Consider the following 12,638-nt stretch of genomic DNA (forward strand, 5'->3'; position numbering starts at 1 on the left):
TCGGCCCGGGCTGTTTACCGGGAACCTGTATTTATGTATCTGACCCTGAAAACCTTCCACGTCCTCACTGTCCTGCTCAGTATCAGCCTCTTCCTGTTTCGCTTCACCTTAATCTGCCGCCGGTCACCGCTGGCTGCCAATCCGGTCTTGAAAATTGCCCCGCACGTTAACGACACCTTGTTGCTGACCAGCGGGATGGCGCTGATCGGCCTGACCGGCTTTGTCCCGTTTACCGCGGCCGCGCCCTGGCTCTCGGTCAAGTTGCTGGCCGTGGTCGCCTACATCTTGTGTGGTGCCTTTGCCCTCAAAGCCCGACATATCGGACTGCGCTGGCTGAGCTTCGCCGGCGCGCTGGGCTGGCTGGCCTTGATCGTCAAACTGGCCGTCAGCAAACATCTTGGCATATAAACCCGGGCAACACCGTCCGTCTCATTGCTCAAAATCCCACCCAATTTTCAACAAAGAACACCCCAAAACACAGAGCAAATGATCTCAACCTTGATCATTTGCTCACCCATATCACATACACCCATCACAAATCGAAAGATTCCCACTTGTACGGCGGGTATAAAGATGACCAACAAGCCAGGTAAAATGGGATCAAAGCACGATTTAGTTGTCATATTGATTGACAACTTTCAGTAAAAAGCTAATTATCATCACATCAATTGTTCTCTGGTGATCCATATGTTCACATCGAGCGTGATGCGGATTAAACATTTGGCTCGCCAACAGGTAAAACTACCTTTTCTGGCTACACTTTTAGCTAGCATCAGACAAGCCCCTAACACGTTGAAGGTCGAGAGATATGAGCACGAAACTGGAACAACTGCGCGCGCTAACCACTGTTGTTGCTGACACCGGCGACATCGAAGCGATTAGTAAGTATCAACCGGAAGATGCGACGACCAACCCATCTTTGATCCTGAAAGCCGCTCAGATTGAAGAATATGCTCCGCTGATCGATCAGGCGATTGAGTACGCAAAAGCACAAAGCGATGACAAAACACAGCAAATCGCAGACACCTGCGACATGCTGGCCGTGAACATCGGTAAAGAAATCCTGAAAGTGGTTCCTGGCCGTATCTCAACAGAAGTTGACGCGCGCCTGTCTTACGACACCGAAGGCAGCATCGCCAAAGCTCGTCACCTGGTGAAAATGTACAACGATGCCGGGATCACCAATGACCGTATCCTGATCAAGCTGGCTTCAACCTGGGAAGGTATCCGCGCTGCCGAAGTGCTGGAGAAAGAAGGCATCAACTGTAACCTGACGCTGCTGTTCTCATTTGCTCAGGCGCGTGCCTGTGCCGAAGCCGGTGTTTACCTGATCTCGCCATTCGTTGGCCGCATCATGGACTGGTACAAAGCCAAAGAAGGCCGTGACTTCGAAGCGTCTGAAGATCCAGGTGTTCTGTCTGTCACCAGCATCTACAACTACTACAAAGCACACGGCTACAACACTGTGGTCATGGGTGCGAGCTTCCGTAACACCGGTGAAATCCTGGAACTGGCCGGTTGTGACCGCCTGACCATCAGCCCACAGCTGCTGCAAGAGCTGAGCGAAGCTGAAGGCGAAGTTGTTCAGAAACTGTTCGCTGACGTTGAAAAGAAAGAGCGTCCGGCTGCAATGGGCCACGCAGAATTCCTGTGGGAGCACAACCTGGACGCGATGGCCGTTGAGAAACTGGCTGAAGGCATCCGCAACTTCGCCGTTGACCAGGGCAAGCTGGAAGCGATGATCGCTGAGCGCCTGTAAGCAACATCATGAATTCAGAAAGCGGCCGTCCAGCCGCTTTCTTCCTTTTCCGAATCCAACAAAATCAACAGTGGAAACCAACATGGAACAACAAGCTGTTTCTCGCAAAGATCTTGCAAATGCAATCCGTGCCCTGAGTATGGACGGTGTACAACAAGCCAACTCCGGTCACCCGGGTGCCCCGATGGGCATGGCTGACATCGCCGAAGTCCTGTGGCGCAGCCACATGAACCACAACCCACAGAACCCGAGCTGGGCTGACCGTGACCGCTTCGTGCTGTCTAACGGCCACGGCTCAATGCTGATCTACTCGCTGCTGCACCTGACCGGCTATGCGCTGCCAATCGAAGAGCTGAAGAACTTCCGTCAGCTGCACTCGAAAACCCCGGGCCACCCGGAGTACGGTTACGCGCCGGGCATCGAAACCACGACGGGCCCGCTGGGCCAGGGCATCACCAATGCCGTGGGTATGGCGATTGCTGAAAAAGCCATGGCTGCGCAGTTCAACCAGGACGGCCACGACATCGTCGATCACTTCACTTACGTGTTCATGGGCGACGGCTGTCTGATGGAAGGGATCTCGCACGAAGCCTGCTCCCTGGCCGGTACCCTGGGCCTGGGCAAACTGATCGCGTTTTGGGATGACAACGGCATCTCAATCGACGGTGAAGTGGAAGGCTGGTTCACCGACGATACTGCCAAGCGTTTTGAGTCTTACGGCTGGCACGTGATCCCGGCGGTTGACGGCCACGATCCGGAAGCGATCAACGCAGCGATTGAAGCAGCGAAAGCGGAAAGCGGCAAACCAACCCTGATCTGCACCAAAACCATCATCGGCTTCGGCTCACCAAACAAAGCCGGCTCGCACGACTGTCACGGCGCACCACTGGGCCACGACGAAATCGCTGCAGCCCGTGAATTCCTGGGCTGGAACCACGGTCCGTTTGAAATCCCGGCTGACATTGCGACAGCATGGGATGCCAAAGATGCCGGTGCTGCCAAAGAAGCAGCCTGGGACGAGAAGTTTGCAGCCTACGCGGCGGCATATCCTGAGCTGGCGGCTGAGTTCAAACGTCGCATGAACGGCGAACTGCCGGCAGAGTGGGAAGCGCAGGCAAGCCAAATCATCGCTGATCTGCAAGCCAACCCGGCCAACATCGCCTCACGTAAAGCGTCCCAAAACGCGCTGGAAGCGTTCGGCAAACTGTTGCCTGAATTCATGGGCGGCTCGGCTGACCTGGCGCCATCGAACCTGACCATGTGGTCTGGCTCGAAATCCCTGACTGCCGATGACGCGTCTGGGAACTACATCCACTACGGTGTGCGTGAGTTCGGCATGACCGCGATCATCAACGGTATCGCCCTGCACGGCGGTTTCGTACCGTACGGCGCAACCTTCCTGATGTTCATGGAATACGCCCGTAACGCCATGCGCATGGCTGCGCTGATGAAAGTGCAGAACATCCAGGTTTACACCCACGACTCGATCGGTCTGGGCGAAGACGGCCCGACCCACCAGCCGGTTGAGCAAATCGCGTCACTGCGCCTGACTCCGAACATGAGCACCTGGCGTCCTTGTGATCAGGTTGAATCTGCTGTGGCGTGGAAACTGGCGATTGAGCGCAAAGACGCGCCGACCGCGCTAATCTTCTCGCGCCAGAACCTGGCTCAGCAAGCACGCAGCGAAGCGCAGGTGGCTGACATTGCCAAGGGGGGGTACATCCTGAAAGACAGCGACGGCAAACCTGAGCTGATCCTGATCGCCACCGGCTCTGAAGTTGAGCTGGCGGTGAAAGCTGCCGATAAGCTGACGGCTGAAGGCAAGCAGGTTCGCGTGGTCTCGATGCCATCGACCGATGCGTTCGACAAGCAAGATGCGGCTTACCGTGAGTCTGTGCTGCCATCTGATGTTACAGCGCGGATTGCGATTGAAGCCGGCATCGCCGACTTCTGGTACAAGTACGTCGGCTTTGACGGCCGCATCATCGGCATGACCACTTTCGGTGAATCTGCACCGGCCGGTCAGCTGTTTGAGATGTTCGGTTTCACCACGGAAAACGTGGTGAGCACTGCCCAGGAGCTGCTGGCATAAGCCCTCAGCAAACACACAAAAACCGGTCATCATGACCGGTTTTTTTATGCCTGTATCGCGGGCGGGCAGGCCTTCCGACATCCGCCAGCAGCTTTATTACTGTTTCGCCTTGTCCGCATAGCTGTGTTGTTGCCCTGTCACCGAAGCGGGAGGCATTTCCATCAGGCGATCCAGCCCGATATCTTCCCGAAGATGCGCCGGGAGATCACTCAGGTAATACGCCCGGCGCCGTTGCTGTCGCCAGTTTCGATATAAAGAAAACCCACGCTTAACTGAAGCCACCACTTGCTGTACTGTTGGGAAGACTGGTTCAAACGTTGTCATACGCATATTTAAGCCCTACTATCGTGTAATCTATGGGCTTATCTTGGTTCACCACCGCAGTTTGCTCAAACGATCAATCCTGGCACTCAGTTAAGGAAAGCTTATGTCAAACGCTACGGAAGCACACAAACGCATGCCGCCGCTGCAAGGACTGTATTATTTTCATCAGGCAGCCCAGCTCGGCAGCTTCAAGGCCGCAGCCGATCACCTGTTTGTCACCGCAGCGGCGATCAGCCAGCAAATCCGGCTCCTGGAAGAGTGGCTGGAAACCCCTTTGTTCTACCGCCAGCATCGCAAAATCGTCCTGACGCCTGAGGGCCAGATGCTGTTTGAGCACACCCAGCAGGGCTTCACGGCCATTCAGAACGGGCTGTGGTTGCTCAATCATGATCCGGAGCCGCAGCGGTTGTCCTTATCCACCCTGCCCTCGTTCTCCCAGCACTGGCTGGTGCCCCGGATGAACACCTTTCGCGACGAGCACCCGGATCTCTCCGTGTTGGTCGAATCGAAAACCCAGCTGCAAACCTTTGCCCAGTCTTCCATCGATCTCTGCATTCGCTACGGGGAAGGCCGCTACAGCGACCTGACCAGTCAGTGGCTGATGGATGATTTGCTCTATCCGGTGTGTCATCCGCTTTATCAGGAACAGCATCAGATCCACTCCATCGAAGATCTGCAACGGGTTCATCTGATCGGCGATATCTGGCCGGACATGAACTGGCAGCGCTGGCTGTCGCTGGTTGGGGCCAAAGGCGGCACAACGGCGCTGGCCTACGACGGGGCCAACTATGTCCTGGAAGGGGCGTTGTCGGTGCAAGGGGTCGCCTTAGCCCGCCATACCCTGGCCCAGCGCTACCTGGCAGAAGGTAAGCTGGTTCGCATTGATCGCGTCGCCGTCAAACCTACGTTCCGCTACTACCTGTGCGCGCCGCAAGGGTACTTCCGGCGCAAAAAAGTGATCGCCTTTTGCGATTGGATCCGCCGCCAGGCCGAAGCCTTCCAGCAAACCTTACCGGCGGATCTGACGATCATTGAGGCGACGTCACGGTAATCCGCATGCCGCTCTGCAGAAGCCATTCATACAAAGCCCATTCATGCAAAGGCCATTCAGAGACCCAGGTCAAGCGGCGGGCGACAACAGGATCAGGCAAATAGCTCGGTATACTGTTCACCGACTTGGGCAAAGTCGGCGAAGCCCGCAATTTCAAGATTGGTCTGTGGGCTGCCCACCCGGCCAATCGACAGGCAGGCAGCGCCGCTGTCCACGGCCGATTGAATCCCCATTTCCGAATCTTCAAAGATCAGGCAGCGTGCGACATCAACATCCAGCAAACGCGCAGCTAGCTGGTAGCAATCCGGCGCCGGCTTGCCGTGCACCACATCATCCCGGGTGACGATCACCGAAAAGTAAGCCGACAAATCATGTGACTGAAGTACCGCATTGACTTTCTCCTCCCAACTGCTGGTCACCAGGGCCACCGGGATCCCGGACGCCTTCAACTTAGCCAGGACCGGCTGAACACCGGGGATCAGGGGATATTCGGCACGTTCTTCAAACTGTTCCAGCTTCTTTTGGATTGTCATGAGCTCCGCATCCGGCAGATGACCAAAGATTTGGTTCAGGACATCCATGCCGGGCCTGCCGTGGATCTGATGTTTCATCTCTTCCCGGCTCAGATATATCCCATATTCTACCGCCACCGAAGACCATGACGCTTCCACCACCCGGCTCGAGTCAATCACCACCCCATCCATATCAAACATCACTGCAGCAAATTTCATCCGTATCCCCACTCTGGCATTGATTAGGATTGCGATTAGACCATGGGGTACATGTCTTTTATAATGACATTTCATCATGGCTAGATAACCGGACGTTATGAACTTAGAAAGCGGATATTTAAGGGCGTTTGTTTCTCTGGCCAAATCGAAAAGCTATACCAAATCGGCCCATGAACTTCATATTACCCAGCCGGCGCTGACCAAGAAAATTAAGACCCTGGAACAGACCGTTGGCGCGGCGTTATTTATCCGACATCAAACCGGCACCCAATTAAGCCAGTCCGGGACGTATTTATTTCCCCTCGCCGAAGAAATTGTCCGGAAACTGGAAAACCTCGAGGAGCGGGCCGCAGAAATTGCACAGGGGATGACCGGAAAAATAGCCATCGGTTTTGGTATTTCGACGTATCGCCTGGTCCCTGATTTAATCAAACATTACCAGGCGCACCGTCCCCAGACGAAAATTTCGTTGCGCGACATTGCCTCCAGGCAGCAATTTCTATTGCTCGAATCCGGGGAGCTGCAAGTCGGGTTTACCCGGGTCCCGGACAATACCCAAAAGCTCTCCTATCACCCCATCACTACCGATCAATTGGTGTTAATCAAACCAAAACATGCAGCACGCCACAATGCAGAAAATCATCTCAGCGAGTTGACGCTTCTCCAACTCACCGATGAACACTGCCCGGGCATTACCCGGCAAGTTGAGCTGTTTCTACAGCAGACGCCCTGTACCCTGCATAAAGAGTATCAGGACATTCAGACGATTATTGCGCTGGTCTCCGCCGGTCTGGGATATTCAATCTTACCCCGAAGTGCCCTCCATGTGGCCGACGACCGGATCGACTACGCGCCGTTACATGGTGCCTTCGCCAGCTGGGATATTTGCATGACCTGGAATCAGGCCATCACCGACCCCGTCAGGGACGATTTCATCCAGGCGGCTTTACACCGGCTCCAACTGCCCCGACTTTGTTGAATTTGTCGCCAATCGAACCGGGTATGCTTGCTGTACCAACCGAGACAAACGCCGTATTGCTGGCCCCTGGCCTGATCCAAGCCCGTGGCAGAAAAATTACGCTTGTCCCCAGCCAGCAGGGAACTCCGCCGCCCAATTACAGTCAGTACCATCATAGACGCGACATCACCTCACAAAACAGCAACAAATCCTTGTCACGCTATAGAAATTTCGCAAGCAGGTTTCATAATATGAACCCTGTTTTTCATCTAAGACAGACATTGAGTCACTAAGGTAGGAAACCAATATGACATGGCAACTCTCTGAGCTTCTCCCCGTCCTTTCAGGACATGAAGGCTGGCTGGTTCGTCAACACGAACAAGCCATTGTGATCCAAAATGAAGATAACATTGAAGCCTACCTGGCGGTGGCGGGTGAGCAAATCCTGGTTGAGGTGCTGCTATTCCCTCAACAGCAGGTTCGGGACGTCGCCGCGCTCAACGAGCACGTTTTACGCACCCACAAAATGTTCCCGCTCTCGACCATCGGGATCAATGAAATTGACGGCGACAGCTACTACGTCGCTTTCGGCTCGCTGTCTTCCCAGTCCAAGCAGGAAAGTATCCTGATTGAAGTCGCGACGCTGTTCCGCAATGTCGAAGCCTTTATTGACCTGTACCAGGAATATCTGATGGAGCGTGCCTCATGAGTGTATGGAAAAAACTGTTTACCGCCATCAAGGGTGGTGCCAACGAAGCGGCTGAGAGCATCGCTGACAACCAGGCCCTGCGGATCCTGGATCAGGAGATCCGCGAAGCGAAGCAGGAACTGCGCCGCTCGGATGAAGCCCTGGTCGGGATCGTCGCCAAACGCAAGCTGACCCAACAGAAAGTCGAAGCGCTGGATAACGGCATCGGTGAATATGAAGGCCATGCTCGCGCTGCCATGGAAAAGGGCCAACAGGATCTGGCGCTGGAATGTGCTCAGAAGGTTGCCGACCTGAGAAACGAGCAACAGACTGAGCAAAGCTACCTGGATCAGTTTATCGCCTCCGAGCAGAGCATGCGAACCAACATCGCGCAGGCAAAAGATAAACTGCGTCAGTTGGAGCAGCAAGTTGATGTCGTCAAGGCCAACGAAGCGGTTCAGAAAGCTCAATCTGCCGTGTCGGCCACCAATGTGGGTGCCAATGCCAAAATGCATACCGCGGTTGAATCCCTGGAGCGCATCAAACAGCGCCAGGCAGAAAAATCCGCGCAACTCGAAGCCGCTGCTGAAATGGCCGAAGCCCAGTCCGGCAGCAGCCTGGATAAAAAACTGGCTGAAGCCGGGATCGGATCCGCTCCAAAAGCTTCTGCCCAGGATGAGCTATCCCGCATTCTCGGAAAGACCAACGGATAAACAGACGTGAATGTTCGTTGCATGCCCGCGCCTCTTGACGCACCACCAGCCCCTCGCACTTGTTAACCGGGAGATTCCGCCGTGTCTTTATGGATCTTATTTCGCCAGTGGGCGGTGAAAAACCTCTCGGCTCTCAACAGCAAGAACCTGTTGCTGATCCTGCTGGGATATGTCGTGCTGAGCTGGCTGCTGCTCAAACTGGCGGGCGAGCATGCAATGACCGACTCGTTCACCAACTACATCTATTACCTGTTCGTGACGGCCTCAACCGTTGGTTACGGCGATATGTCGCCGGCCACCTCGGCCGGGAAATGGATTGTGTCCTTGCTGGTGATCCCCGGCGGCCTCGGCGTTTTTGCCGTCGGGGTTGGCCGGGTCGCCAGCTTGTTTCTTCAATACTGGAAAAGCGGTTTGCAGGGAAAACGGAGCGTTAACGTGAAAAACCATATTTTAGTGCTGGGCTGGAATGAGCAACGCACCCTGCATCTGATCAAAATGTTGCAACATGAAGAAAGCGGCCGCCGCCCAATCGTCCTGTGTGTGCGCCCTGAGATTGAAAATCCGCTGCCGGGCGAAATCGAGTTTGTCCGGGTGGGCAGCTTTACCGATCAGGAAGGCATGGCCAGAGCCTCGGTGGAAGAAGCCAGCTGCATCTTGATCGACAACCCGGAAGATGACATCACGCTCTCAGCGGCACTGTTCTGCGCCAGTAAAAACCCGCAAGCCCATTTGCTGGCCTACTTCAAAGATGAAGGCCTCGGCCTGTTGCTCAAGCAACATTGTCCGAATGCCGAGTGCATTCCGTCGGTTGCCGTGGAAATGCTGGCCAAAGCTGCCGTTGATCCGGGCTCAAGCGAGCTGCACCACGAACTACTCAGCACCACCCAGGGGATGACACAGTATTCCGTGCATTACCCGCAAGATGCCGAAGCCACCACCATCGACGCCCTGTTCAGCACCTTTAAGCAACGCTACGATGCCACGCTGATCGGGATTGACTGCGGCCAGGGTGTGGAACTCAACCCGGCGCTGAACAAAGCGGTTCAGCCCGGCTGTAAACTGTTTTATATCTCAGATGAGCGCATCACTGATTTTCAATGGTAGCCCTTTCGACTTTCCATATTTCACCCGGAAAACCAGCGGTGCCATCGCGCTGAGGAGCATATATGTTTAATTGGTTTAAAAAGAAAAATGTCGAACCCCAACAACCGGATGCCCCGGAAATCCTCGGACTCCGGCTGGGCGGCGCCTTCGAACTGGATGACTTGAAACTGCGCCTGATCGAGCCCGATTTGATTATCGAAGGCGCGGCGCGCACCCAACTGATCAAAGCCGTCGGGGAAGTGCTCCTGGATGAGCAAACCCGCCTGCTGCGCTACTACACCGACGATGACGGCTTTGTCCAGGTCCTCACCCATGGCACCGGCGACAGTGACGTCAGCGAGGTCAAGCTCTATTACTTCTACGACAGCAAACCAATCGATACCGACACCGCCTGGGAGCATCTGCTCAATGACCAGTTGGTTCAGCCGCACTGGGAACTGGAAGGCCACACCTTTGATAAAGTGTGGGAGAACACCCGCCCCGTGGTCATGACCGAAAAAACCTGGCAGGAAAACGGCACCATCACCGAGACCGACCAGTTCGTCATGATCTACGACCGCAGCATCGGCAACGATATCTTCGAGTCCCTGTTTGTGGCCGGTGAAGAGAAAATTATTCATCACCGGGCGGAAAGAGCACTGGTGCTCAGCACCGGCATGAATCTGACCCCGACCGATTTTAAACTGATTGGCTAAATCGCCAAGACAACTCAACTAGGAAGTCACATGGAAACACTCACGCAATCTTTGGCCGGCCTTGGCGCCTTTTTACTGTATTTTACCCTGTCTCTGGCCTTTCTCATGCTGTTCAAAGTGGTCTACGTCCGCTTCACCCCGCATGATGAGTGGAAATTGGTCAAAGAAGGCCAGAACATTGCGGCCGCCATCGGCCTGTCCGGTTCGATCATCGGCTACTGCCTGGCGATTGCCGGGGCAGCCAGCAACTCCGTCAACCTGCTGGACTTCGCGCTCTGGGGGATTGTCGCCTTGTTCGCCCAGTTGATTGCTTTCTATCTGCTGCGGTTTGGCTTCATGCCGCGTATTGTTGAGCGTATCGAAGCCGGTGAAATCCCGGCCGGGATTGTCATGGCCGCCACATCGATTTCCGTCGGGCTGCTCAACGCTGCCTGTATGACCTACTAGGAGATCGGCATGAAACGAAGCAAACAGGTCGTTTTGCCGAGCATGCGCAAGCTCGGCATGCAAACAAACTGGCGTGTGGGGCGTGCCGCACCGGTCACGGTCGCCTTTGCCGGCGCCATGTTATCCGGGTGTAGTGACAGCGAGAAAGATGCGACGATTTATCAGAGCCTGACTGACTGCGTCAATGATAACCCCAACTACAGCCAGGAGTGCCGGGCAGCGTATCAGTTCGCCCTGGAAGAAGCGGCCCGCACCGCACCCAAATACCGCACTGAATATGACTGTAGCGCTGAGTTCGGAGTCAATGCCTGTATTGAGACGCCGAATGATAATAACTGGTTTATGCCGGCCATGGCTGGGTTTATGTTCAGCCGCCTGATCGATAGTGATCGCCGATATTATTCCCAGCCGATGTTCCGGTCTTACTATCCCGGCAGTATTTTCTACGATCGCTGGACCACGGCAGACGGCTACGACTATGGCCGCAGCAGTTACCGCAAAACCAAGGTTCGGGTCTCGCAGGACCACATGAAGCCCAAACCGACGGTCAGCCGCACCATCTCGCGCGGTGGCTTCGGCTCCACCGTCTCGGCCAAATCCAGCTGGAGCCGCTCTTCCTCCGGCGGCAGCAAAAGCTGGGGCGGCTGACAGACCAGCCAGCCAACCCAACACGGCCAGCATGATTACTGGCCGTGTTTTATGGCATAGTTAGATCGCCGCCCTGAGCGCTTAATTGCCCTTCGGCGCAAACGGATCGCTGAAAATCGGATTACTCAGGAAGGTTTCGTCCGTCAGAGTCATGAGAAAAGCCACTAGCGCCTCTTTCTCCTCCTGGGTCAGATTCATTTTCACCGGCGGTCCGTTGGTACGGCCCCCCTGGCGTAAATCCGGACTGAGATTGGGATGGGACTGCACACCGCTGTTATAGAACTCCACCACCTCCATCAGGGTCGCAAAGCGGCCGTCATGCATATAGGGTGCGCCGACTTCGACATTTCGCAGCGAGGGTGATTTGAAGAACCCGCCACCGGCCCCCGCATCCTGACTATTATCCGCATCCAGGCCATTCACATGAGAGCGATCCAGGGTATGCGCCGAAGTCTGGTGACATTCAATGCAGCCCAGCGAGGCACTGTTACCGACGGGAAACCCGGAGAATAGCTGATGGCCCAGCATCTCCTGCTCGGTAAAGACAGCGGCAAAGTCCGGGTCATTCCACGCCCCGGCCGCAAACGCCTGATCGAATTTCGACTGGTAGGAAACCATCGTCCGGACAAACTGGGCCATGGCCAGGGCGATGCGTTCGCTGGTGATCGCCTCATCGCCGAAGGCCTGTTCAAACAGTTTCGGATAAAAACTGGTGAGCCCCAGTTTGACTTCCAGATCGAACAGGTTCATCCCCATTTCGACCGGATCCTGGATTGGCATCAGCACCTGCGCTTCCAGGGTATCGGCGCGTTCATCCCAGAAAAACTTGCCGGATTTGTAATACGCGGCATTGGTCAGGCTCATGGAATGGCGCCCGGTTTTCCCACCGTCAAACCCGGTACTCAGTTTGGCCGGATCGGTAAACCCATGCTGTTGCTGATGGCAAGACGCGCAGGAGACCGCATCATTCGCCGACAAACGGACATCATAAAACAGCATTCGGCCCAGATTGGCACCGGCATTGGTGACCCGGTTGGAGAACGGCGTGTTGTCCTGAGAGCGGACATCACCAAACGGCGAGGTAGTCGCCGTATAATAGCGCGGCTGCGCCATCAGATAGGCTTCATAATCGGGTATTTCGGCGACAGCTGGCAACGGCAGCCCATCGATATCAACCCGCGGCTCCGGCGGCGTCTCCTCCGCCGGTGGTGTCTCCGGTTCAGGGTCAGACGCAGGCGGACTTTCCGCTCCCGGCCCGGCCTCTTCGCCCACCACACTATTATCAACAGTCACTTCATCAACACCGGTATTGTCCCGGCATGACACCGCAGAGGTCAGCACGACGGCCAACAGCACCCACTCAGAAGTATTCATCAGAAACACTCCTACCTAGCCAAATTATATTTTTATTATGTATGGGTTGTTAGA

14 protein-coding genes are annotated in these 12,638 nt (G+C 55.3%); 11 read left to right on the top strand and 3 right to left on the bottom strand.

Annotated elements, in window-relative coordinates; genetic code table 11:
• The first annotated feature begins 33 nt into the window (after window positions 1-33).
• From NH461_RS22180 to tkt, 3 genes are all read left to right on the top strand, one after another.
• Entirely contained in the window at window positions 34-408 is a 375-nt protein-coding gene (locus tag NH461_RS22180; protein WP_261603134.1) for a SirB2 family protein, read from the top strand.
• Between the two features lie 400 nt (window positions 409-808).
• Entirely contained in the window at window positions 809-1,759 is a 951-nt protein-coding gene (gene tal, locus NH461_RS22185) for a transaldolase (RefSeq protein ID WP_261603135.1), read from the top strand.
• Between the two features lie 82 nt (window positions 1,760-1,841).
• Entirely contained in the window at window positions 1,842-3,851 is a 2,010-nt protein-coding gene (tkt, locus tag NH461_RS22190) for a transketolase (RefSeq protein ID WP_261603136.1), read from the top strand.
• 96 nt (window positions 3,852-3,947) lie between these two features.
• Here tkt and NH461_RS22195 read toward each other — a convergent pair whose 3' ends face one another.
• Window positions 3,948-4,181: a DUF1127 domain-containing protein gene (locus tag NH461_RS22195; RefSeq protein ID WP_261603137.1), complete on the bottom strand. Its 234-nt coding sequence runs from the start codon at window positions 4,179-4,181 to the stop codon at window positions 3,948-3,950.
• Between the two features lie 97 nt (window positions 4,182-4,278).
• Between NH461_RS22195 and NH461_RS22200 the strand changes: the two genes are divergently transcribed.
• The gene (locus tag NH461_RS22200) at window positions 4,279-5,226 is read left to right on the top strand and encodes a LysR substrate-binding domain-containing protein (protein ID WP_261603138.1); all 948 of its coding nucleotides are present in this window, start codon (window positions 4,279-4,281) and stop codon (window positions 5,224-5,226) included.
• Between the two features lie 92 nt (window positions 5,227-5,318).
• Here NH461_RS22200 and NH461_RS22205 read toward each other — a convergent pair whose 3' ends face one another.
• Window positions 5,319-5,957, bottom strand: a complete 639-nt coding sequence (locus NH461_RS22205; protein ID WP_261603139.1) for an HAD family hydrolase — start codon at window positions 5,955-5,957, stop codon at window positions 5,319-5,321.
• A gap of 97 nt (window positions 5,958-6,054) precedes the next feature.
• On the opposite strand from NH461_RS22205, the gene NH461_RS22210 reads away from it, so the two are divergent.
• The 7 genes from NH461_RS22210 (at window position 6,055) to NH461_RS22240 (ending at window position 11,210) form a co-directional block, all read left to right on the top strand.
• Window positions 6,055-6,936, top strand: coding sequence for a LysR family transcriptional regulator (locus NH461_RS22210; RefSeq protein ID WP_261603140.1), 882 nt, complete (start codon window positions 6,055-6,057; stop codon window positions 6,934-6,936).
• Window positions 6,937-7,222: 286 nt separating this feature from the next.
• Window positions 7,223-7,624 (top strand): YjfI family protein, encoded by a 402-nt coding sequence (locus tag NH461_RS22215; protein ID WP_261603141.1) that lies wholly within the window; start codon window positions 7,223-7,225, stop codon window positions 7,622-7,624.
• Window positions 7,621-8,316, top strand: coding sequence for a PspA/IM30 family protein (locus NH461_RS22220; RefSeq protein ID WP_261603142.1), 696 nt, complete (start codon window positions 7,621-7,623; stop codon window positions 8,314-8,316). Before NH461_RS22215 ends, NH461_RS22220 begins: the two co-directional genes overlap by 4 nt.
• Before the next feature lie 81 nt (window positions 8,317-8,397).
• Window positions 8,398-9,420, top strand: a complete 1,023-nt coding sequence (locus NH461_RS22225; RefSeq protein WP_261603143.1) for a potassium channel protein — start codon at window positions 8,398-8,400, stop codon at window positions 9,418-9,420.
• A gap of 62 nt (window positions 9,421-9,482) precedes the next feature.
• Window positions 9,483-10,115: a YjfK family protein gene (locus NH461_RS22230; RefSeq protein WP_261603144.1), complete on the top strand. Its 633-nt coding sequence runs from the start codon at window positions 9,483-9,485 to the stop codon at window positions 10,113-10,115.
• Between the two features lie 30 nt (window positions 10,116-10,145).
• Window positions 10,146-10,562: a DUF350 domain-containing protein gene (locus NH461_RS22235; RefSeq protein WP_261603145.1), complete on the top strand. Its 417-nt coding sequence runs from the start codon at window positions 10,146-10,148 to the stop codon at window positions 10,560-10,562.
• A gap of 9 nt (window positions 10,563-10,571) precedes the next feature.
• A complete protein-coding gene (locus NH461_RS22240; RefSeq protein ID WP_261603146.1) occupies window positions 10,572-11,210 on the top strand; it encodes a DUF1190 family protein in 639 nt (212 codons plus the stop codon).
• Between the two features lie 81 nt (window positions 11,211-11,291).
• Here the strand turns inward: NH461_RS22240 and NH461_RS22245 are convergent, their stop codons facing one another.
• Entirely contained in the window at window positions 11,292-12,584 is a 1,293-nt protein-coding gene (locus tag NH461_RS22245) for a cytochrome-c peroxidase (protein ID WP_261603147.1), read from the bottom strand.
• Window positions 12,585-12,638 lie beyond the last annotated feature (54 nt).

Source organism: Photobacterium sp. TY1-4 (assembly GCF_025398175.1).
Lineage (GTDB): Bacteria > Pseudomonadota > Gammaproteobacteria > Enterobacterales > Vibrionaceae > Photobacterium.

What these genes read in the sequence shown, in the direction of transcription:
- NH461_RS22180 (WP_261603134.1), top strand. Translation starts at nt 34, where the DNA reads ATGTATCTGACCCTGAAAACCTTCCACGTCCTCACTGTCCTGCTCAGT.
- tal (WP_261603135.1), top strand. Translation starts at nt 809, where the DNA reads ATGAGCACGAAACTGGAACAACTGCGCGCGCTAACCACTGTTGTTGCT.
- tkt (WP_261603136.1), top strand. Translation starts at nt 1,842, where the DNA reads ATGGAACAACAAGCTGTTTCTCGCAAAGATCTTGCAAATGCAATCCGT.
- NH461_RS22195 (WP_261603137.1), bottom strand. Translation starts at nt 4,181, where the DNA reads ATGCGTATGACAACGTTTGAACCAGTCTTCCCAACAGTACAGCAAGTG.
- NH461_RS22200 (WP_261603138.1), top strand. Translation starts at nt 4,279, where the DNA reads ATGTCAAACGCTACGGAAGCACACAAACGCATGCCGCCGCTGCAAGGA.
- NH461_RS22205 (WP_261603139.1), bottom strand. Translation starts at nt 5,957, where the DNA reads ATGAAATTTGCTGCAGTGATGTTTGATATGGATGGGGTGGTGATTGAC.
- NH461_RS22210 (WP_261603140.1), top strand. Translation starts at nt 6,055, where the DNA reads ATGAACTTAGAAAGCGGATATTTAAGGGCGTTTGTTTCTCTGGCCAAA.
- NH461_RS22215 (WP_261603141.1), top strand. Translation starts at nt 7,223, where the DNA reads ATGACATGGCAACTCTCTGAGCTTCTCCCCGTCCTTTCAGGACATGAA.
- NH461_RS22220 (WP_261603142.1), top strand. Translation starts at nt 7,621, where the DNA reads ATGAGTGTATGGAAAAAACTGTTTACCGCCATCAAGGGTGGTGCCAAC.
- NH461_RS22230 (WP_261603144.1), top strand. Translation starts at nt 9,483, where the DNA reads ATGTTTAATTGGTTTAAAAAGAAAAATGTCGAACCCCAACAACCGGAT.
- NH461_RS22235 (WP_261603145.1), top strand. Translation starts at nt 10,146, where the DNA reads ATGGAAACACTCACGCAATCTTTGGCCGGCCTTGGCGCCTTTTTACTG.
- NH461_RS22240 (WP_261603146.1), top strand. Translation starts at nt 10,572, where the DNA reads ATGAAACGAAGCAAACAGGTCGTTTTGCCGAGCATGCGCAAGCTCGGC.
- NH461_RS22245 (WP_261603147.1), bottom strand. Translation starts at nt 12,584, where the DNA reads ATGAATACTTCTGAGTGGGTGCTGTTGGCCGTCGTGCTGACCTCTGCG.